Genomic DNA, 20,351 nt, shown 5'->3' on the forward strand with positions numbered 1-20,351 from the left:
AGGATCAAACTCTCCATAAAAGAAATTTGATTAGCTCAAATTGTTTTGCTGGCATCAATTTTGATGTCCAAAATTTTGTTTCGTTCACTAACGAAATTAGCTAATAGAAACTATATTGATTACGTTTTGCTTGTTCAGTTTTCAAGGTTCATTTTGTTGTCGCTTGTTTTCAGCGACTTTATTAGTCTAACTTGTTTTCAACAAGAAGTCAACAACTTTTTAATATTGTTATTTTCAAGCCGTCCTTCTTGTTAAGGACAAGTAATAATATATAATATCGCAATATAAAAATCAAGCTTTTTTCTTAAAAAACTTTAAAATCTTTTTGTCGTCCACTACAAATAATAAAATCCCTACTATTACAACTAATCCACCGATGATTTGTGTAGCGATTAAATACTCTTTAAAAATAACAAGAGCTAAAACAGCAGCTCCAATTGGTTCGAATAGAATAGCAATTGATATAACATTTGTACTAACATATTTAATGGACCAATTAAATAAAGTATGGCCTAATAAATTTGGGACAATGGCTAATAAAATAAACCATATCCAATCCATTGAAGAATAAGGACCGAATGATTCTCCTTTAATTAGTACATAGAAAAACAACGTAATCGTGCTCACTACGTAAACTATCATTGTATATGTCACAAGAGAAAGTCGTTTTCGTACATCCTGGCCAAATAAAAGATAGGTTGTAATAAGTGCACAAGCAATTAGTGCAAGCATATCTCCATAGAAAGCAGATCCACTAAGCTTAAAATCTCCCCAGCTAATTAATACACTTCCAACTATGGCAATTGCCCCTGCCAAAATGGTTTTTAAAGTAATAGACTCTTTAAAGAAAAAGTATGTACCAACAAAAGCAAAAAGTGGTTGAAGAGTCACTAGCACAGTTGAACTTGCAACAGATGTGTAATTTAGTGATTCAAACCATAAAATAAAGTGAAATGCTAAAAATACCCCCGCAATTGAAGAAAAAAGCCAATCCCTGTTAGATAGCTGCTTTAATTCTTTTGTATATTTCATGAAAAATAACGGTGCCATGATTATGACAGAAAACAACATACGATAAAAAGCAATAACACCCGACTCCGCATTAGCTAATTTTACAAAAATAGCTGATAAAGATACTGAAATGACTCCAATAAAAATTGGGATATACGGATGAATCTTTGGTTCATTCATTGAAATCGACCTCCAGAAAAAAAGCTTATACATCATAACTTCCATGATGTACAATACAAAAAAGTAATGTACATATAATAATGACAGCTTGCATATCTCTTAGCAATACGAAATATAAATGGAGGGGTGCGTTTGGAAACATTATTGGAGAATATGATTACATATGAAGTTGGCATAAAATTAGTGATTGCAGCCACATTAAGTTTAGTAATCGGAATTGAAAGGGAATTAAAAAAGAAACCTGTTGGATTAAAGACTAGTTTAGTTATTGCTACATTCAGCTGCTTACTTACAATTATTTCGATTGAGACCGCATACTCAACACCTCCAAGAGCAGAAATTAACATAACTATGGATCCTCTACGTCTGGCAGCCCAAGTAGTAAGCGGCATCGGATTTCTTGGAGCAGGAGTCATTTTAAGACGCGGTAATGATAGCATTTCGGGTTTAACTACTGCCGCTATGATATGGGGAGCTGCTGGTATCGGGATTGCTGTTGGTGCAGGCTTCTATATGGATGCTACAATGGCTGTTATTATTATTGTTTTCGGTATCGAAGTATTGTCTCCATTTCTTATGAAAATTGGACCGAAGAGAATTCGTATGCGAGAAGTATCACTAAAAATTCAGATTGATGATGATGGAAATACAGAAACGTTCCTTCTATTTTTAAAAGACAACAATATTGTGATTGAAAACATTCGTATAAAAGACATTCCTTTAGGCAATAATCAAGTGTTACACGAATTAGATTTCCGTTTATCTTTAATTGTCTCAGATAACTTACTGTCGTTTTATCGTTCATTACGTACCTTACCTTATATTGAAAAAATCGAAATGGAAATTTTAAACTAGCTGGAGGATTCTCTAATGACAGAAATATTAAAACTATTAAAAGAAGGTAATAAGCCTTCCTTAATTGCAGCAATTGTAAACGCATTTTTAGGAATTATAAAAGGTATTGCCTTCTTCTTCACCGGAAATGTCGCTATGTTTGCCGAAATGATGCATTCGCTTGGAGATGCAGCAAACCAACTATTCGTATATATTGGTTCAGCGTTATCAAAAAAAGCACCTACAAAAAAATTCCCTGGAGGCTTTGGTCGAATAGTCAACCTAGTTTGCCTGTTTGCCGTTATTATTGTAGCTATCCTTTCCTATGAGACGATAAAAGAAGGCTGGCATCATTTTATGCATCCTTCAGGTGAATCAAAAGGAATGCTTATTGCACTTGGTGTTTTATTAATAGGGATTGTGTTAGAAGGAACAGTTCTGGCAAAAGCCGCAGTAGAAGTACTTCACGAAGCAGGGCAAGAAAAAGCTGGTATGAGGTCTATTCCAAAAGCATTCGGATTTTTAAATCGTGCAAAACCAGCAACAAAATTAGTCTTTATGGAAGATTTAGTAGCAACTGGTGGTAATTTTTTAGCTTTTGTCGCTATCTTAATTGCGCACTTTACAGGTTGGACAAGAATTGAAGGACTTGTTTCAATCATTATTGGCTGTATGATGTTTTATGTAGTTGGAAAGGTTTTCTTAGATAACGCACGCGGTGTTATTGGTGAAACAGATGAAGAAATGCTCAATCATATCGCCCATCTCGTAATGGATGATCCTAACATTAAAGATATTGTACGCTTAGAGGTTGTAAAAGAAGGCGAATTTTTACACGTTGAATTAGTCGCTGAAGCTGATGCTAATTTATCACTTGCATTTCTAGATGATGTCCGTGATCATTTAACAGAAGTTATTCTAAGTCAAAAAGGTGTCTCCAAAGTAGCCATATTATTTGATGAAGATGACGGAAAAGCAAACTGGGTACACGTCGGCGAACGACCATCAACCGCCTATAACAAACAATAGAAGAAAAGCCAATTGCCTATGCAGGAATTGGCTTCAGACTATAGACAAACTCGAAGATTTTCTAGTTTGTCTATAGTCCTTTTTTTATTTAAAATTAATATAGATGTGATGACTACTGCCGTTGATTTCCGCTACGGGCGGGCGCTTTCCGCGGGCACATCGTAAGCCGCAACCCTCGCTAACGCGCGGTTTGTTGCGTCTTACGTTTTGCGCTGTTCCTGCAGGAGTCGCCCGCCCTCCACTCCAATCAACTAGCGTCAACACGCTCTTTCAAAGGAAAAAGTGAAAATACAGTACAATTATCGCACTTATGATTATATAGGATAGTCGTCTGCTTTAATCATTAAATAAATTTAGAGGTCTACTGTCGTTGATTTCCGCTACGAACGGGCGCTTTCCGCGGGCATATCGTAAGCCGCAACCTCGCTAACGCGCAGTCTGTTGCGTCTTACTTACTGTGGGTTCCCACAGGAGTCGCCCGTCCTCCACTCCAATCAACTTTATATGTATTACTAGCAGTCTACTATTATTGCTACTTGGACATGGCAAGGGGATGCTCGAAGAGTATGGCAAGGCGAAAGCAAGAACCCATTTATACAATAAAAATAACAAAAGGGATTAAGATTTCTATTCTTAATCCCTTTTGTCGACAAGCTGAAGCCAATTGCCTATGCAGGCAATTGGCTTTTTTATCGTATACCTATAACGCGTTTTGTAAAATTGTACGAACATCATCTTCGTGTAGCTTATTAAAGTTACCAAAAGGTCCATTTTGCATTGCATGCTCAATGATTTGGTCAAATTTCGAATCATCAATATCATAATCAGCTAGACGGCTTGGTGCATCCAAGGAAGTCCAAAATGCAGATAAACGATCAATTCCTTCATAAGCAATTTCTTCTGCTGTTTTTCCTGTCGCATCAACACCGAAAACGCGAGTTGCTAAACCTGCAAAACGTTCTGGATTTACCGACACATTTAGTCGCATCCAATGAGGCTGTAATATTGCTAAACCGCCAGCATGCGGAATATCGTAAATTGCCGATACAGCATGTTCGATATTATGTGATGCCCAATCTCCACGAGAGCCGATTGATAGGAAACCATTTAAACCAATCGTCCCTGCTAGCAATATTGTTTCACGCAATGAAATATCCTCTAAATCTTTTAGTAATTTAGGTGCTGTCATTATAACAGTTCGTAAAACACCCTCACACATTTCATCTGTAACTGGCGTATTCGTCGTGTTGTGGAAATATTGCTCGAAAACATGAGACATCATATCGACCATACCGTAAACTGTATGGTTTTTCGGTACTGACACTGTGTAAGCTGGATTTAAAATAGAAAATTTAGGGAACGTAGCAAGACTTCCCCAACCTAACTTTTCTTCAGTTGCCGCATTTGTAATAACAGAGCCTGAATTCATTTCAGAGCCTGTAGCAGCTAATGTTAAAACAGTTCCAAGTGGTAAGGCATCTTGAATTAATACTTTTCGTTTAACAATATCCCATGCGTCGCCATCATATTTAGCACCGGCAACAATTAATTTAGAACAGTCAATGACTGAGCCACCACCAACAGCTAGAACAAGATCAATGCCTTCTTTTTTACAAATATCAATGCCAATTCGCGCTGTTTCTACACGAGGATTAGGCTCTACGCCACTCAATTCAAATACCGTTTTATCCGTTTGTTGTAGCTTTTCAATAACAGCATTGTACACGCCGTTACTCTTTATACTTCCCCCACCATAAACTACTAGCACTTTGCTACCATATTGCTCTAACTCTTTCGGTAATTTTTCCAGTGCATCTTCACCAAAGTGTAATTTCACTGGGTTATAAAATGTAAATGAATCCATTGAATTCGCCCCTTTCTAGTTGGATTTTCTCATAATTACAATGAAGAAAGCAAAGATTTAAAACCTAAAAATGCAAAACATAGGAGAATACCAGAGTGTCAACTAATAGCATCAGGCATTTTACTGCTTCATACAGAGGGCGAGGGGTGAGTGCCTGGCACTCAAACAATTCATCAGGCTAATTATGCATTTTATGACTATCCAAGTAAAAATCCACGTAGACTCCTGCGGGAACAGCACAAGTTGTAAGATGCAACAAACCGAGCGACTGCGAGGGGGTGCGGTTTACACTTTACCCATACGGAAAGCGTAGTGGATTTTTACGTTTTAGGAGCCGACTACTTAGTGCCAGGCACTCAAACAATTAAGGTTGCAGCCCAGAGCACAAATCAACCGCAGTCAATAAAAAAAGACATCCCTAATTAGGAATGTCTTCTTATTAAATATCTATTGATTAAACCCAGCCACGGAAGCGAGATGCTTCTGCAGTACGGCGTACACCAACCATATATGCTGCTAAGCGCATATTGATATTACGTGTAGTCGCTGTTGTATATACATTGTCAAATGCTTCAACCATTTTTTTGTAAAGGCGTTCTTCTACTTCTTCTTCTGTCCAGTAATAACCTTGGTTATTTTGTACCCATTCGAAGTAAGAAACTGTAACACCACCAGCAGATGCTAATACGTCTGGTACAAGTAAAATGCCACGCTCTGTTAAAATTTTAGTCGCTTCTGTTGTTGTTGGACCATTTGCTGCTTCAACAACAATGTTTGCTTTAATATTATGCGCATTGTCTGCAGTAATTTGGTTTTCAATTGCAGCTGGAACTAAAATATCACAATCAAGCTCTAAAAGATCTTTATTTGAAATTGTGTTTTCAAATAATGTTGTTACTGTTCCGAAGCTATCACGACGATCTAATAAGTAGTCGATATCTAAACCTTCTGGATCATGAAGTGCACCATATGCATCTGAAATACCAATTACTTTAGCACCTAAATCATTCATGAATTTAGCTAAGAAACTACCTGCGTTACCAAAACCTTGGATGACAACGCGAGCGCCTTTAATGTCGATACCACGTTTTTTCGCAGCTTCTTCGATAACGATTGTTACACCTTGAGCAGTTGCACGGTCGCGACCTTGAGAACCGCCAAGAACAAGTGGCTTACCTGTGATGAAACCTGGAGAGTTGAATTCGTCCATACGACTATATTCATCCATCATCCATGCCATAATTTGTGCATTCGTAAATACGTCTGGAGCAGGAATATCTTTTGTTGGTCCAACGATTTGACTAACCGCACGAACATAACCACGGCTTAGACGTTCGATTTCACCCATAGACATTTGACGTGGGTCACAGATGACACCGCCCTTACCTCCGCCGTATGGTAGATCTACAATTCCACATTTCAATGTCATCCACATTGAAAGCGCTTTAACTTCCTCTTCGGAAACAGCTGGATGGAAACGTACTCCACCTTTAGTTGGTCCTACTGCATCATTATGTTGTGCACGGTAACCAGTAAATACTTTTGTAGTTCCATCATCCATTTTAACTGGAATGCGGACTTGCAGCATACGAAGCGGCTCTTTTAGTAGTTCATACATTGCTTCGTCATAGCCTAGTTTATTAAGAGCTTCTTGAATAACATCTTGAGTTGATGTGAACAGATTTAAGTTTTCAGACATTTTAAATCGCCTCTTTGTTTTTTTTAATGATTGTATATCGGCATCATTGTAACACACTTCTGAATTAAAATGTGAACATTTTGTTAAAGTTTAAATACTTTTTCAATTTGAGCAATAGACCAATCTAAATCTTCTTGAGAAATAACTAATGGTGGAGCAAAACGAATTACAGTATCATGTGTTTCTTTACATAATAAACCTAATTCTTTTAGTTTTTCACAATATGGACGTGCAGCTTCTGTTAGCTCCATACCGATGAATAAACCACGACCACGAACGTCTTTAATCACTGGGTTGTTAATTTCACGTAATTTACCTTTGAAATATTCACCAAGTTGTTGTGAGCGCTCTGCTAATTTTTCATCTAATAATACTTTAATAGATGCGATAGAAACAGCACATGCTAAAGGATTTCCTCCGAAAGTTGAACCGTGAGAACCTGGATTGAAGACACCTAAAATTTCACGATTAGCAGCAACACAAGAAATTGGGAATACACCGCCACCTAATGCTTTACCTAAAATGTACATATCAGGCTCTACTTCTTCCCAATCACATGCAAACATTTTACCTGTACGAGCTAAACCAGCTTGAATTTCATCCGCAATGAATAAAACATTATTTTCACGGCATAATTCACGTGCAGCTTTTAAGAAGCCTTCTGGTGGAATAACAATACCAGCTTCACCTTGGATTGGCTCAATTAAAAATGCTGCTGTATTTGGAGTAATTGCAGCTTTTAATGCTTCTAAATTACCGTAATCAATAAGTTTAATATTTGGTAACATTGGTCCGAAACCACGACGGTATTCTTCATCAGATGATAAAGATACAGCTAGCATCGTACGTCCATGGAAGTTTCCGTTACAAGCGATAAGCTCTGCTTTACCTTCTTCTACACCTTTTACATCATAAGCCCAACGACGAGCAGCTTTAAATGCAGTTTCTACTGCTTCTGCGCCTGTATTCATAGGTAAAACCATTTGTTTATTTGTTAATTTCCCTACTAGCTCATACCATTCACCTAAGTTTTCACTGTAAAATGCACGAGAAGTTAAAGTTACTTTATCAGCTTGTTCTTTTAATGCAGCAATAATTTTCGGATGGCGATGCCCCTGATTCACTGCAGAATATGCTGATAACATATCTAAATATTTGTTTCCTTCTGGATCTTTAACCCAAGCACCTTCAGCCTCTGCAATAACGATTGGCAGTGGATGATAGTTTGCAGCACCGTAATTTTGTGTTTGTTCAATAACTTGTTGTGATTTTGACATATAGCATTCTCTCCCTACTAACTAAAATGAAAATCTATAAAGATAGGACGGTTTATAAGATCTGATAAAAGAGCTATTTAATAGAAACAAAACAAAAAATTGGTCACCTATTAATTAAGCTGCACACCTCGTAGGTATTACTATCTACGTACGAGGCGTTGCTAGCTTTTTCTTCTTATTTAAACAGCCCATCTTTGAACATGTGGTTTTGCGCCACACAAATCAGTAAAAATTAAAGCATTTCTGAAGTTGTTTTTGCTTGCATATGAAGTTGTAGGTAGTCAGGGCCACCAGCTTTTGAGTCAGTACCTGACATGTTGAAGCCACCAAATGGTTGGTAACCAACGATAGCACCTGTACAACCACGGTTGAAGTATAAGTTACCAACATGGAAATCTTCACGAGCTTTTTCTAAGTTCATACGGTTGTTAGTAATAACCGCACCTGTTAAGCCGTATTCTGTGTCGTTTGCAATTTCGATTGCTTCATCGAAATCTTTTGCTTTCGCAATTGCTACAACTGGTCCGAAAATCTCTTCTTTCATAATACGAGCAGAACGATCTACGTCAGCGAATACTGTTGGATTGACGAAGTAACCAACTGAATCATCAGCTGTACCACCTGCTACAAGGCGACCTTCTCCTTTACCAATTTCAATGTATTCAGTAATTTTATTGAATGCTGCTTGGTCAATTACTGTAGCCATGAAGTTGCTGTTGTCAGCTGGGTCACCAACTGTTAACGCATTAGTAAGCTCAGCTACACGGTTAACAACTGTATCGTAAACATCTTCTACGATAACGGCACGAGAACATGCTGAACATTTTTGACCTGAGAAGCCGAAAGCTGATTTTACGATTGATTGTGCCGCAAGCTCTAAATCTGCTTCTTTATCGACAACAATTGTATCTTTACCGCCCATTTCAGCGATAACACGTTTAATCCAAATTTGACCATCGTTATGTGTTGCTGCACGTTGGTTAATACGTAAGCCTACATCACGAGAACCTGTGAAGCTGATGAAGCGTGTTTTCGGATGATCAACTAAATAATCCCCAACTTCTGCACCTGAACCTGGTACATAGTTCACTGCACCTGCCGGTAATCCCGCTTCTTCTAAAACTTCGATAAATTTATAAGCAACAACTGGTGTTGTTGAAGCTGGTTTTAATAATACTGTGTTCCCTGTTACTAAAGCTGCTACTGTAGTACCAGCCATAATAGCGAACGGGAAGTTCCATGGTGAAATGACAATACCAATACCTAATGGAATATAATCATAACGATTGTATTCGCCTGGACGGCTTTCTACTGGTTGGCCGTCTTTAATACGTAACATTTGGCGACCATAGTATTCAAGGAAGTCAATTGCTTCTGCTGTATCAGCATCTGCTTCATTCCAAGGTTTACCAGCTTCTTTTGTTAAAAGTGCTGAGAATTCATGTTTACGGCGACGGATAATTGCTGCTGCTTTGAATAGCACGTCAGCACGAATTGCTGGGTCTACTTTTTTCCAAGTTTTAAATGTTTCATCTGCTGCTTGCATAGCTTTTTCAGCTAATTCTCTGCTTGCTTTTGAAACGCGACCAATTACTTCTGTTTTCTTTGCTGGGTTATATGAAACAATTTTATCTTCTGTTGTAATACGTTCTCCGCCAATAATTAGTGGATAGTCTTGACCTAAATAGCCTTCAACTTTATTTAATGCCTCTAAATAAGCGTTGTAGTTTGCCTCTTGAGAAAAATCTGTGAATGGTTCGTGTTTGTATGGAATCATACTATATCCTCCTTTTGTGAGCTGTAAAAATTTAGTGTGCAAAAAACATTGACGCAAATTTTTTTTGCGTATAAAATATTCTTACACTTATTATAATGCAAAATTTCGTTGCATATTTCAAGTAAAAAATTTTTGAGGTGCACATTTTATGAAAAATTCTGAACCCTTATTACCTTTTTATGAGTTTATTGCAACTAATGTATCCGTTGGTATACATGCGATTGACGTAACAGGTAAAACAATTATCTATAATTCAAAAATGAAAGAAATTGAAGGATTTCATTTTGATGAATTAGCAGATCGTTCAATTATTGAGTTGTTTTCCTTCCGTCAACATGAAAGTACTTTAATGCGGGTATTACAAACAGGCTTACAAGAAATGAATGTGAAACAAACCTATTGGAATAAAAATGGTCATGAAATTACAACGATTAACGATACATTTCCGCTTTTTAAAAACAATCAACTAATCGGTGCAATTGAATTTGCACGTGATATAACATCTTTAGAAAAATTAGTGTATCAACCTCTCCGTCGATATGGTGAACCGATGACGTTCGATATGATTACCGCTGTTTCAGAGACAATGCAGCAAGTTATCGCCAATTCTAAAAAAGCTGCAGCGGTAAAATTACCTATTTTGCTTATTGGGGAATCTGGTACAGGAAAGGATTTAGTTGCTGAAGGGATTCACCACGCTGCATCAGCTGATCCAGAAGCTTTTGTTACACTATTTAGTCGACGTTCAGAGAAATCAGTGCTAGATAAAATGCAGGAGCTTTTACAGGATGACAAAGCATATACATTTTTCTTTGAACGCATTGATTTTTTAAGCCTTCATGTTCAGGAGCAATTACTGGAATTATTACAGTCGCTTCCACAATCAAAATATATGCTGATAGGCAGTGTCGGCAGTGATCCGATTACACTTATAGCGGAAAAAAAACTTTTAAAATCTTTGTATTATTTCTTTGCAACAATGTCCATCACTATTCCAAATTTAACAGACCGAAAAGAAGATATTTTACCGTTTGTTGATGATTATTTTAGTCGCCATCGTGAGCGATTTGCATCAAACGTAACAGAACTAGCACCTGATGTCCAAGCATTATTCTTACAATATGATTGGCCAGGAAATCTGAAAGAACTCGAACTCTTACTTGATGAAATCGTGTCATTTATGACAACTGAATCGACTGTTACGTTCGATTTACTCCCTGTTCATTTTCGATTTAAGGTGCAGAGCCAAGATACATCTGAGCGCGAACCTGAATTTTTCATGTTCCAACAGCAAAATGATGTCATGCCTCTTGATGCTTATTTACGGGAAGCCGAATCCTATTATGTGCAAAATGTCTTAAATCTATATGAGGGTAATATAACAAAGGCTGCTGGTGCGCTTGGCATGAGCCGACAAAACTTGCAGTATCGGATACGGAAGATGAAAAAGGACTAATCTTAATTCTTGAAATGTTTATAAAAAAACGAGGATGCCTTCACATGGAAGCATCCTCGTTTTTTAATGACCTGACTGTTCGATCCAGTCCTGTAGTTTATCTTTTAGGGAATTAAAGCCGTTTGCATCGGATTCATCTACACGATCCTGTAGAGATTTCCGTGGTGGCGCATCTTTTTTTCTTATTGCTGCTGGGCGCTCTTGTAAGGCACGGATCGATAAACTAATTTTTTCGGCCGCTTCATCGATTTCAAGTACCTTCACTTCAACCTCTTGCCCTACTGATAAAAACTCACTGACGTCTTTTACAAAGCCGTACGTAATTTCAGAAATATGCACGAGCCCTTGTGTATCGTCATCAAGTGCTACAAACGCACCGTACGGTTGAATACCTGTAACTTTTCCGGTCAATACGTCTCCTAATTCATATTTTTTTGCCATAACCTTTGCCCACTTTCTATATGTTTGCTACGTATATATCACGTTAAATTATAACATACGTCAATATCTGGGGCAAAAAATCGTCCCATTAATCAATGATCTCGGTTATACGATAATAGCCTTCCTCTTGTTTCGAAAATTTTATTAGGAATTGCCTTCCGTACTTATCCTGTTCACTGATTGCAATGCGTGCAGCTACAATTGGATAAATCCCATCGTATTCACCTAGCTGACTAAATATTTCTAGATTTTCCATTGTTTGCAACAACAAACTTATATTCAATTCGGAATCTGGCATTAATAAAGTTTTTTGCAAAGACTCATCGCCAATAGTTATGGCATATAAATAAAGGGCAGCAATATTTATTGGGCGAAGTTGATTTAATATAGCTACATCGTTATTTTGCTTGTATTGCTCATATATTCCCTTAATTTGCTCAATACGAGAATCATCCATATCAACAATACTAAAATCACTATCGTTAATATAACCTGCTGTTTCTTCCCGTGTCTGTAAAAGTATTGTCCATATATCATACGATGCAAGTTGCGCTAATGTTTCAGAATGATTAGTTTGCTGTAATTCCTTAAAGATATTGGCAGCTTTCTTTTTCATGACCTCACCATACTTACCTTTGGCTACTTCCTGTAAAAATGTTATATAGTCCTTATCAGGTTGCCCATCTTCCGCTACGGCAGGATATTGTTTTGTACCTAGCAATAATGCCACCCACGTATTTTTAAAGGTTTCTTGTAATAACTTGTAATTAGGAGAACCGGCATTAACATCTGCAAGTAAAGTACGTTCCATTATTTTAAGTGATTTTGCTGTCTCTTCTCGCGAATAGCGTAAATCATCTACTACTAATAAATAACCCGTTTGTAAATATTCAAAATATCCAAAAACATCCGGATGTAGTTGATTGATATAAGGTGGCGCAAATTCTCCATCGACTGGATTTGCTTTAAAGTAAAACGCGCCTTTATCATCCATTTTCAGCTCCATATATTGATTATTTGCTGCTTCAATAATAGCTTGTAAATTAGATGAATATTGCTTTTCATCAGCTTCCTTCAGTATTGATTCATACGGTTCAAGTAGCTTGCTATAAAAATTTTCCAACTCTTCTACAGAAATAACGTATTGCTTATAAACCTCATACGATTCATCAAAAGTTAAATTGTTAAATGTTTTAATCGTCTCTATAGCCCTTTTAGGAGTCATTAAATAATATAAAACGTATTCTTCTACATATTGTGCACTATCACTCTCAATTGATGACGAATGCAAATTATTTGCTATATAAAAATCTAACATTGTATCTGCCGTTTGAATAAATTCAAATGCTTGCAGTTCGTCTTTCGAAACTTTTAATTCTCTTCTTATATCCTCTTTTCGACTATTATATTTTTTCGTTATATAGTCGACTACATCTTTCTCTTCAGCCTCTTTTAAAGGAATATTTTGTGGAGCTTCAGTTTGGTTATTTTCTTGCTGTTTCATTGTATAGAGCGTCACTAAAAAACCAACTAGTAATACGCTTGCAATACTCGCTAACCACACTGCTGGCTTTTGCCATTTTGGGGAGGGCTTCTTTAGTGTGGCAATCGTTTGCTTGGCGAGTGCTTCTTCTTCTTCAATTTGCTTAAAAACATCTGCTGGATTTAATTTTTGTTCCATTCGGTCGTATGATTTTTTTAATAATGCCATGCGTTTGTCAAATTGTTTGTCATCCATTTTCAACACTCCCATCCTGTGTCAAAGAGACTTTGAGCTTTTCCTTTGCGCGTAAAATTCGCACTTTGACCGCCGACAATGAAATACCAAGTACCTCTGCAATTTCCTCATATTTCAATTCATGAAAGTAAAACAATACAAGTGGATAGCGGTATTTTTCATCCAATGCTTGAATATTATTGTGCAATAATCGATCCTCTTCAAAATTTAATACGTGCTTTTCAGCCGAGGGACTATGATCTTGTTGCTGTGCATTTAACAGCTCCTCCTTTGCCTGCTCCCGTTGCTCCTTGCGATAATAATCACGCGTAGCATTGAGCGTGACTTTATAAAGCCATGTAGTAAAACGATCCTGCTTAAATTGATGTAAAAAGCGGTACAGCTTAACAAAAACTTCTTGCGCAACATCCGCCAAATCACTACTATGTACGCCACATTGAAAGGCAAATTTTTCTACTGTTCGCTGATGGATGCGAATTAGTTCGATATAGGCTTCTTTATCACCTTGTTGTGCTCGTTCGATTAATTCGGACTCATTCACTCGTTATCCCTCCTTTTATATGTAACGACCTATTTTCTCTAATTGTTACATTTTAACTGAATTGGTGATAGCACCTAGTCTTGCGCTGATAAAACCAATAGAATCGGTCTTTTGCGCTGCTAAGATTACACTTTAGCACGAAATCTTTTAATTCCCATTTAGAAGTAGCTAAAAAAAGTATTTATAATCAATTTTCAGAAATTTGCTTTGTGTTATGCCATTTTTGCGGTAAAATATTAATTTAGTATAAGGAGGCTATATTTTCGTGTCATCTAGAGATCAATTCACATCAAAGATCGGTTTTATTTTAGCTGCTGCCGGAAGTGCTATTGGATTAGGAGCTATTTGGAAATTTCCGTATATGGCGGGAACGAACGGTGGAAGTGTATTTATTTTATTATTTATTTTATGTACATTTTTCATCGGCTTACCGGTGTTAATTGCAGAATTTATGATTGGCCGTCGTGGGCAAAAGGATGCTGTTACGTCGTTCAAAGAACAAGCGCCAGGAAAACCGTGGTTTTTAATAGGATGGGGCGGCATGATTATTGCTGGTTTAATACTGTCCTTCTATAGTGTAGTTGGCGGTTGGATTTTAAGTTATTTAGGGCGTTCCTTGACGTTTCAATTATCAAGTAGTGGGATTGAAGGCAATTACGCGGATTTATTTAGCAATATCATCTCTAGTCCATTTGAAGCTATTCTTGTACAAGGGTTATTTTTACTTTTAACAATTGCCATTGTATCGGGAGGCATTAAAGGTGGGATTGAAAAAGCTAGTACGTGGATGATGCCACTATTATTCATTTTCTTCATTGTGTTAGTTATCCGTTCCTTAACACTTGATGGTGCAATGGAAGGCGTAAAATTTATGTTTGTACCTGACTGGTCTTACTTAAATGCTGAAACATTTTTAAAAGCACTCGGACAAGCATTCTTCTCTCTAAGTGTCGGTATTGCCGTTATGATTACGTACGCATCATATCTCCCGAAAACCGAAAAGATTGGTAATTCAGCCATCAATGTAGCCTCTATGAATATTATTATTTCGCTACTTGCAGGTTTAGTTATTTTCCCAGCCGTGTTCGCACTAGGCTATACACCTGACCAAGGGCCAGGGCTTGTTTTTATTATTTTGCCTGCCGTTTTCGAACAATTGCCACTCGGAGGTCTATTCCTGACAATTTTCTTTATTCTTTTACTGTTTGCTACAGTGACTTCTTCAATTTCTATGTTAGAAATTGTAGTAGCTATCGCCATTGGAGACAAGCCTGAAAAGCGTAAAAAAATTGCATGGCTTGGCGGTATTATTATTTTCGTCTTTGGTATTCCGAGTGCCTTATCTTTCGGAATTCTATCGGACGTACAAATTTTAGATCGTTCAATTTTTGATTTTGTAGACTTCATTACAAATAGTGTCGGCATGCCAATTGGTGCATTACTGATTTCTATTTTTGCAGGCTATTACTACACAAAAGATATTTCCCGAAAAGAGCTTGCTTCCTCAAGTCTTATGTTTAACATTTGGTACTTGTTAATTCGCTACGTATCACCAATTGCGATTTTCCTTATTTTTATTCAAGGGATCTTACCATTGTTTTAATAAGAAAATGAGATTGTCTAAGTATTTAAGACAACCTCACTTTTATAAGGAAAGAGAGCTTACGGCATACATGCTCGCCTCCTGCGCTCTTTCCAATAAAAAAACACTATATGTCGATTAAATAATGCATTTTGCTTCAAACTTAATGGCAATTAGTTTGTATGAAATGGCAACGCAATCTTCAATTGGAATCCATTGCTCAAACGAGTGCTCGTAAGTTTCTTGAATGACCTTTGCAAGTGCAGATGGGTCATCAATACCTTGTAATGCTGCAACAACATCTGCTGTTTCTGTATCATAATTCTCAGCACCGATGTGGAAAGGATCCCACTCCGCTAGCAGATGTACGGCTGCTCGATTCATTTTTATATTTTCCAAAATACTCACCTATTATCCTTTAATCTTAATAGGTATGATACCATAGTAAAAAAAAAAGAAAAGAGTGATTTGCTTGTCTATTTTCGATCAAACTTTAAATCGTCGCTATACTAACTCAGTAAAATGGGACGCAATGGAGAAAATTTATGGCCTAAACGATACTACAGAAATATTACCAATGTGGATAGCAGACATGGACTTTGCTCCACCATCAGCTGTTTCAAAGGCATTACAAAAACATGCGGAGGATGCAATTTTCGGTTATGGCTTTGTAAGTGAGGAAGTAAAACAGTCGATAGTAGACTGGCAATATAAACGTTATAATTGGCACATTGAAAAAGATTCCATTTCTTTTAGCCACGGCGTCGTGTCAGCATTAGCAAATATTCTAACAGCAATGACAAATCTAGGAGATAAGGTGCTTATTTCAACACCTGTCTATCCGCCATTTTTTAATATCCCAAAAAGTAATGGTCGTGAAGTGATAACTTGTCCGTTAGTAGAACAAGACGGGACATTTGTCTATGATTTTGAGGCATTCGAACAAGCACTTGCTCAAGACATTAAAGCTTACATATTGTGTAACCCTCATAATCCAGGTGGTTATGTATGGGACGAAGCCACACTAAAAGAGATTATTCGTCTTTGTGCAAAGTATGATGTTCTAATTATTTCAGATGAAATCCACGCTGATTTAATGTTAGATGGTGCCAAGCATACACCGCTTGCAAAAATTGCAGGTGATGAAATCGATCGTGTGATCACGTGTATGGCACCGACAAAAACATTTAATCTTGCAGGCATCCAAGTCTCATATATTATTGCCACTGATAAGAAAAAACGCCTTCAATTAGAGGCTGTCAATATGGCGAGTGGTCAAGGCTCATTAAACAGCTTTGCTCCTATTGCACTGCAAGCGGCTTACACTGAAGGTTTAGCGTGGCTAGAAGAATTACTTCTTTATATTTCTAATAATATGGATTATGTCATTCAAGAGTTAGCGCAATTGCCTGGCATACACATTACAAAGCCTCAAGGCACATACTTGCTGTGGATTGATTGTCGTCAATTAGGCATTGATGAAAAAGAGTTAATGAAGCAATTGCTTGAAGTTGGAAAGCTTGCATTAGATCCTGGTTCAAAATATGGTGAAGAAGGCCGTGGCTTCCTACGTATGAACGTGGCCTGCTCATTTGATACTGTAAAAGATGCAGTTGCTCGCTTTAAGCTAGCATTGTCACAGTAAGTGCCAGGCACTCAAACAATTCTGAATTTTTTCGCGCTAAAGAAAATGGGTATTATGCATTAAACACGCTAGTGCCAGTCACTCAATTGTGGTTGTGCGCATAAAAAAAACTATAGCCAAACTTGAATTCAAGTTTGGCTATAGTCTAAGGCACTCTTACGCAGAGTGCCTTTTTCTTATACATTTTGTTGATTGTTTGTGCTATTTCGTTCAGCTAAAACACGTGTTTCGATTTCCTTAGATTTTAATTCCTGCTTTTTAGAGATTTTACGGAAAATCATAAATACACCTATACATAAAATAAGCATGATTAAAAATTCAAAAGCTGCTGGAATATAAGCTGTTTTATCTTCAGGGAAATATAAAAATTGATACATTAAATGTTCCATATTTTCTACACGTCCTTACAATTATTATTCAAAAACTGTAATTGACTCAATTTTAACATCTTCAAGCGGTTTATCGCGGTTATCTTTTGCTACATCAGCAATTTTATCAACGATATCCATACCCTCTACAACATGACCGAATACAGAGTGTTTATGGTCTAACCATGGTGTCCCACCGTTTTTAGCATATGCCTCAATAATTTCTTCTGGGAAACCAGCACCTTGAAGTTGGCGTAGCATATCACTTGGAAGGTGTTTCATTTGTACGATAAAGAATTGAGAACCATTTGTATTTGGACCAGCGTTTGCCATTGAAAGTGCACCACGTAGGTTAAATAATTCATCAGAAAACTCATCTTCAAATGAGTTACCCCAAATTGACTCACCGCCCATACCAGTACCAGTTGGGTCACCGCCTTGAATCATGAAATCTTGAATAACACGGTGGAAGACGATTCCATCGTAATAACCTGATTTTGCATGCCCTAAGAAGTTTTCAACAGTTTTTGGTGCTTGTTTTGGAAATAATTTAATTTTTAGCGCACCTAAAGTTGTTTTCATTTCTACTAGTACTTCGCCTTCTTGTACTTCTGTTGTTAATTGTGGAAACATTGGAGTCTCTCCTTTAAATGTAAAATTTCAGTTTCAATGAAAATGATCATCCTAGATCATTTCTGACCTCATATTAGTCTAACATACTTCCTAGCCGTTTTCTCCACCTAAGTATTGACGAATTTTGTAATTTTACAATCGTTCAGCCCATTATACTTTTGATAACGGAGAAACTTCTGTTTGGTACCTATGGTAGTATAACCCAAAACGATGGTGGAAGAAACAGGCTGCTTTTGCCATTTCTTTTTATAGTTTTGTATTACGTAAATAGGTCTCAACGAGTATTTGGAATGCATCCAAAATATGCTATTCTGTTGAAAGACTTATTTTCAAAGTTGGAGGCATTTATGAAAAAAGTTTTTGGTTTTATGATTATTACTTTATGTTTACCTACCATTTGGTGGATTGGTACGAATATACGATCAGAGTTAACTGCAGCCCAAGCCCACGAACAACAAATCGAGGAAACGATTGATGTACCTGAAGTACAGGTTCAGCTTCCCGTCACATTAATAGATCAAGACGGTCAAACCTTTAGCGAAGAATATGTCGAATGGAGACAGCCTTTAACACTGCAAGAAATTCCACAAATTGCCCAGGAAATTTTTATTGCTAGTGAGGATGCCGACTTTTATGATCATATCGGCTTCGATCTTAGTGCCATTATTCGTGCCGTTGTCGCTAACTCTAATGCCAATGCTACTTCGCAAGGAGGCAGTACCATTACCCAACAGCTTGTACGAATGCGCTATTTGTCTGACGAAAAAACGTACGAACGAAAATTGACGGAATTATTTTATGCCCACGAGCTTGAAAAAAAATACGATAAAGATGCTATTTTAACTATGTATTTAAATGAATCCTATTTTAGCAATCAAGTGTATGGTATAGGGAGTGCAGCTACCTATTATTTCCAAAAACCTATTCAAGATTTATCAATTGCTGAGATAGCTTTTATTTCTGCTATTCCAAACAATCCATCGCTTTATAATCCATTAAAAAATTTTGATGAAACAAAGGCAAGACAGGAACGGCTACTCGATACACTAGCTGCTAGTGGTGCTATTACAAAAGAAGATGCAGCTTCCTATAAAGCAGCACCAGTCATATTAAATGTGAAAAACAAGATGCAAAGTTATCCCATGTATAGCACTTACGTTCTGCAAGAGCTACGCTGGCTTGTAGCTGAGAAGGAAGGCTACACTGATCGACTTCAAAACACGCAAAGTGAGGAAGAAAAAAAGTCGATTCAAGGACAATTAGACAATCGTCTCAATACTTTGTTCCAAAATGGTTTAACTATTTATACGGCTCTTAATCCAACTAAACAGGATCATGATGAAAATCAAATGACGGCTATTTTAGGAACTGGCCAACTTCAAGCAGCAGGAGCTGTAATTAATAACACCTCTCGTGAAATCATCAGTCTATATGCCGGTAAAAATTATGAGAAATTTGATTATCATCGAGCTTTTCAAGGACCAAGACAGCCAGGTTCAGCATTTAAGCCACTTGCTGTCTATGCACCTTTTTTTGAAACGACAACAAATACACCCGATTCCATCGTGAATGGTGGTAGTTATTGTGTCGGCTCTTTTTGCCCTCAAAACTATGGGGGGTATAAATATGGGGATGTGACTATTCGAACAGCATTCCGTAATAGTTATAATACTTCTGCTCTTCGCCTTTTTAATGCTGTTGGAGTCGAGACGGCATTTAGTTACCTTGATCGTTTCCATTTCCGCTCCATCGTTGCAAAGGATCATACGTATGCCGCATCATTGGGTGGATTAACATATGGTGTCACGGCTCTAGAGTTAGCAGATGCCTACACAAGCTTTATTGACGGCTCATATGTCCTTGCACATAGTATTCGTAAGGTGACAGCCAATGACGGCACTGTACTATATAGCTGGGATACGGAACGTGATCAAATATGGTCACCCAAAACGGTAAAATATATGCGAGAGTTACTTACAGAAGTTGTAACAAATGGTACAGGGCAAGGTGTTTATAATAATAGTAACTATGTTGGTGCTAAGACAGGTACGACAAATGATTACCGTGATTATTGGCTAGCTGGTTTAAATGATCAGTATACAGCCGCTGTCTGGCTTGGCTATGATAAGCCACAACCAATGGAAAAACTAGAAGCGTATAAAATCCATCACAAGCTATTTAATGTTTTACTAGAGTAATATCTCCTTGCAAAAAAAATGATTTCTTATGCGTAAAAACCCACTTCGCTTTCCGCGGGCACGTCGTAAGCCGCAACC

Annotated in this window: 17 protein-coding genes; 6 read left to right on the forward strand and 11 right to left on the reverse strand. The window is 37.3% G+C overall.

Going from position 1 to position 20,351, the window contains the following annotated elements; all coding sequences use genetic code 11:
- Nucleotides 1-291: 291 nt before the first annotated feature.
- A complete protein-coding gene (locus ACQKNX_RS21735; protein ID WP_427430642.1) occupies nt 292-1,191 on the reverse strand; it encodes a DMT family transporter in 900 nt (299 codons plus the stop codon).
- 132 nt (nt 1,192-1,323) lie between these two features.
- Between ACQKNX_RS21735 and ACQKNX_RS21740 the strand changes: the two genes are divergently transcribed.
- Entirely contained in the window at nt 1,324-2,046 is a 723-nt protein-coding gene (locus ACQKNX_RS21740) for an MgtC/SapB family protein (protein ID WP_427430643.1), read from the forward strand.
- A 15-nt stretch (nt 2,047-2,061) separates the two neighbouring features.
- Nucleotides 2,062-3,054: a cation diffusion facilitator family transporter gene (locus ACQKNX_RS21745; RefSeq protein WP_427430644.1), complete on the forward strand. Its 993-nt coding sequence runs from the start codon at nt 2,062-2,064 to the stop codon at nt 3,052-3,054.
- 700 nt (nt 3,055-3,754) lie between these two features.
- Here the strand turns inward: ACQKNX_RS21745 and ACQKNX_RS21750 are convergent.
- From ACQKNX_RS21750 to pruA, 4 genes are all read right to left on the reverse strand, one after another.
- A complete protein-coding gene (locus ACQKNX_RS21750) occupies nt 3,755-4,918 on the reverse strand; it encodes an iron-containing alcohol dehydrogenase (RefSeq protein WP_427430645.1) in 1,164 nt (387 codons plus the stop codon).
- Nucleotides 4,919-5,372: 454 nt separating this feature from the next.
- Nucleotides 5,373-6,617 (reverse strand): Glu/Leu/Phe/Val family dehydrogenase, encoded by a 1,245-nt coding sequence (locus tag ACQKNX_RS21755; protein ID WP_427430646.1) that lies wholly within the window; start codon nt 6,615-6,617, stop codon nt 5,373-5,375.
- Nucleotides 6,618-6,700: 83 nt separating this feature from the next.
- Entirely contained in the window at nt 6,701-7,894 is a 1,194-nt protein-coding gene (locus ACQKNX_RS21760; RefSeq protein ID WP_403054936.1) for an ornithine--oxo-acid transaminase, read from the reverse strand.
- 232 nt (nt 7,895-8,126) lie between these two features.
- Nucleotides 8,127-9,671, reverse strand: coding sequence for an L-glutamate gamma-semialdehyde dehydrogenase (gene pruA, locus ACQKNX_RS21765; protein ID WP_401012590.1), 1,545 nt, complete (start codon nt 9,669-9,671; stop codon nt 8,127-8,129).
- A 148-nt stretch (nt 9,672-9,819) separates the two neighbouring features.
- Between pruA and ACQKNX_RS21770 the strand changes: the two genes are divergently transcribed.
- Nucleotides 9,820-11,127: a sigma 54-interacting transcriptional regulator gene (locus ACQKNX_RS21770; RefSeq protein WP_427430647.1), complete on the forward strand. Its 1,308-nt coding sequence runs from the start codon at nt 9,820-9,822 to the stop codon at nt 11,125-11,127.
- Nucleotides 11,128-11,190: 63 nt separating this feature from the next.
- Here ACQKNX_RS21770 and yugI read toward each other — a convergent pair whose 3' ends face one another.
- The 3 genes from yugI to ACQKNX_RS21785 form a co-directional block, all read right to left on the reverse strand.
- Nucleotides 11,191-11,568 carry a S1 domain-containing post-transcriptional regulator GSP13 gene (gene yugI / locus ACQKNX_RS21775; protein ID WP_340822872.1) on the reverse strand — a complete coding sequence of 126 codons (378 nt, stop codon included), beginning with the start codon at nt 11,566-11,568 and terminating at the stop codon, nt 11,191-11,193.
- Between the two features lie 88 nt (nt 11,569-11,656).
- The gene (locus ACQKNX_RS21780; protein ID WP_427430648.1) at nt 11,657-13,306 is read right to left on the reverse strand and encodes a hypothetical protein; all 1,650 of its coding nucleotides are present in this window, start codon (nt 13,304-13,306) and stop codon (nt 11,657-11,659) included.
- Nucleotides 13,299-13,847: an RNA polymerase sigma factor gene (locus tag ACQKNX_RS21785; RefSeq protein ID WP_427430649.1), complete on the reverse strand. Its 549-nt coding sequence runs from the start codon at nt 13,845-13,847 to the stop codon at nt 13,299-13,301. Before ACQKNX_RS21785 ends, ACQKNX_RS21780 begins: the two co-directional genes overlap by 8 nt.
- Before the next feature lie 265 nt (nt 13,848-14,112).
- Between ACQKNX_RS21785 and ACQKNX_RS21790 the strand changes: the two genes are divergently transcribed.
- Complete coding sequence (locus ACQKNX_RS21790; protein ID WP_427430650.1) at nt 14,113-15,450, forward strand: sodium-dependent transporter; 1,338 nt, start codon at nt 14,113-14,115, stop codon at nt 15,448-15,450.
- A gap of 117 nt (nt 15,451-15,567) precedes the next feature.
- On the opposite strand, the gene ACQKNX_RS21795 is transcribed toward ACQKNX_RS21790, so the two are convergent.
- Entirely contained in the window at nt 15,568-15,828 is a 261-nt protein-coding gene (locus ACQKNX_RS21795; protein ID WP_401012602.1) for a DUF1871 family protein, read from the reverse strand.
- Nucleotides 15,829-15,901: 73 nt separating this feature from the next.
- On the opposite strand from ACQKNX_RS21795, the gene ACQKNX_RS21800 reads away from it, so the two are divergent.
- The gene (locus ACQKNX_RS21800) at nt 15,902-17,074 is read left to right on the forward strand and encodes a MalY/PatB family protein (RefSeq protein WP_427430651.1); all 1,173 of its coding nucleotides are present in this window, start codon (nt 15,902-15,904) and stop codon (nt 17,072-17,074) included.
- Nucleotides 17,075-17,250: 176 nt separating this feature from the next.
- Here the strand turns inward: ACQKNX_RS21800 and ACQKNX_RS21805 are convergent, their stop codons facing one another.
- Both ACQKNX_RS21805 and ACQKNX_RS21810 read right to left on the reverse strand, forming a co-directional pair.
- Nucleotides 17,251-17,463: a hypothetical protein gene (locus tag ACQKNX_RS21805; protein WP_427430652.1), complete on the reverse strand. Its 213-nt coding sequence runs from the start codon at nt 17,461-17,463 to the stop codon at nt 17,251-17,253.
- A 24-nt stretch (nt 17,464-17,487) separates the two neighbouring features.
- The gene (locus tag ACQKNX_RS21810) at nt 17,488-18,075 is read right to left on the reverse strand and encodes a peptidylprolyl isomerase (protein ID WP_427430653.1); all 588 of its coding nucleotides are present in this window, start codon (nt 18,073-18,075) and stop codon (nt 17,488-17,490) included.
- 347 nt (nt 18,076-18,422) lie between these two features.
- Between ACQKNX_RS21810 and ACQKNX_RS21815 the strand changes: the two genes are divergently transcribed.
- Nucleotides 18,423-20,273 carry a transglycosylase domain-containing protein gene (locus ACQKNX_RS21815; protein ID WP_427430654.1) on the forward strand — a complete coding sequence of 617 codons (1,851 nt, stop codon included), beginning with the start codon at nt 18,423-18,425 and terminating at the stop codon, nt 20,271-20,273.
- Nucleotides 20,274-20,351 lie beyond the last annotated feature (78 nt).

Origin of the sequence: Lysinibacillus sp. NPDC093712, from assembly GCF_050280025.1 — a bacterium.
Classification (GTDB): Bacteria; Bacillota; Bacilli; order Bacillales_A; family Planococcaceae; genus Lysinibacillus.

Bases quoted from the DNA above. Each gene is read 5' to 3' on its own strand.
- yugI (WP_340822872.1), bottom strand. From the start codon at position 11,568: ATGGCAAAAAAATATGAATTAGGAGACGTATTGACCGGAAAAGTTACA.
- ACQKNX_RS21760 (WP_403054936.1), bottom strand. From the start codon at position 7,894: ATGTCAAAATCACAACAAGTTATTGAACAAACACAAAATTACGGTGCT.
- ACQKNX_RS21755 (WP_427430646.1), bottom strand. From the start codon at position 6,617: ATGTCTGAAAACTTAAATCTGTTCACATCAACTCAAGATGTTATTCAA.
- ACQKNX_RS21735 (WP_427430642.1), bottom strand. From the start codon at position 1,191: ATGAATGAACCAAAGATTCATCCGTATATCCCAATTTTTATTGGAGTC.
- ACQKNX_RS21815 (WP_427430654.1), top strand. From the start codon at position 18,423: ATGAAAAAAGTTTTTGGTTTTATGATTATTACTTTATGTTTACCTACC.
- ACQKNX_RS21805 (WP_427430652.1), bottom strand. From the start codon at position 17,463: ATGGAACATTTAATGTATCAATTTTTATATTTCCCTGAAGATAAAACA.
- ACQKNX_RS21750 (WP_427430645.1), bottom strand. From the start codon at position 4,918: ATGGATTCATTTACATTTTATAACCCAGTGAAATTACACTTTGGTGAA.
- ACQKNX_RS21810 (WP_427430653.1), bottom strand. From the start codon at position 18,075: ATGTTTCCACAATTAACAACAGAAGTACAAGAAGGCGAAGTACTAGTA.
- ACQKNX_RS21780 (WP_427430648.1), bottom strand. From the start codon at position 13,306: ATGGATGACAAACAATTTGACAAACGCATGGCATTATTAAAAAAATCA.
- pruA (WP_401012590.1), bottom strand. From the start codon at position 9,671: ATGATTCCATACAAACACGAACCATTCACAGATTTTTCTCAAGAGGCA.
- ACQKNX_RS21745 (WP_427430644.1), top strand. From the start codon at position 2,062: ATGACAGAAATATTAAAACTATTAAAAGAAGGTAATAAGCCTTCCTTA.
- ACQKNX_RS21770 (WP_427430647.1), top strand. From the start codon at position 9,820: ATGAAAAATTCTGAACCCTTATTACCTTTTTATGAGTTTATTGCAACT.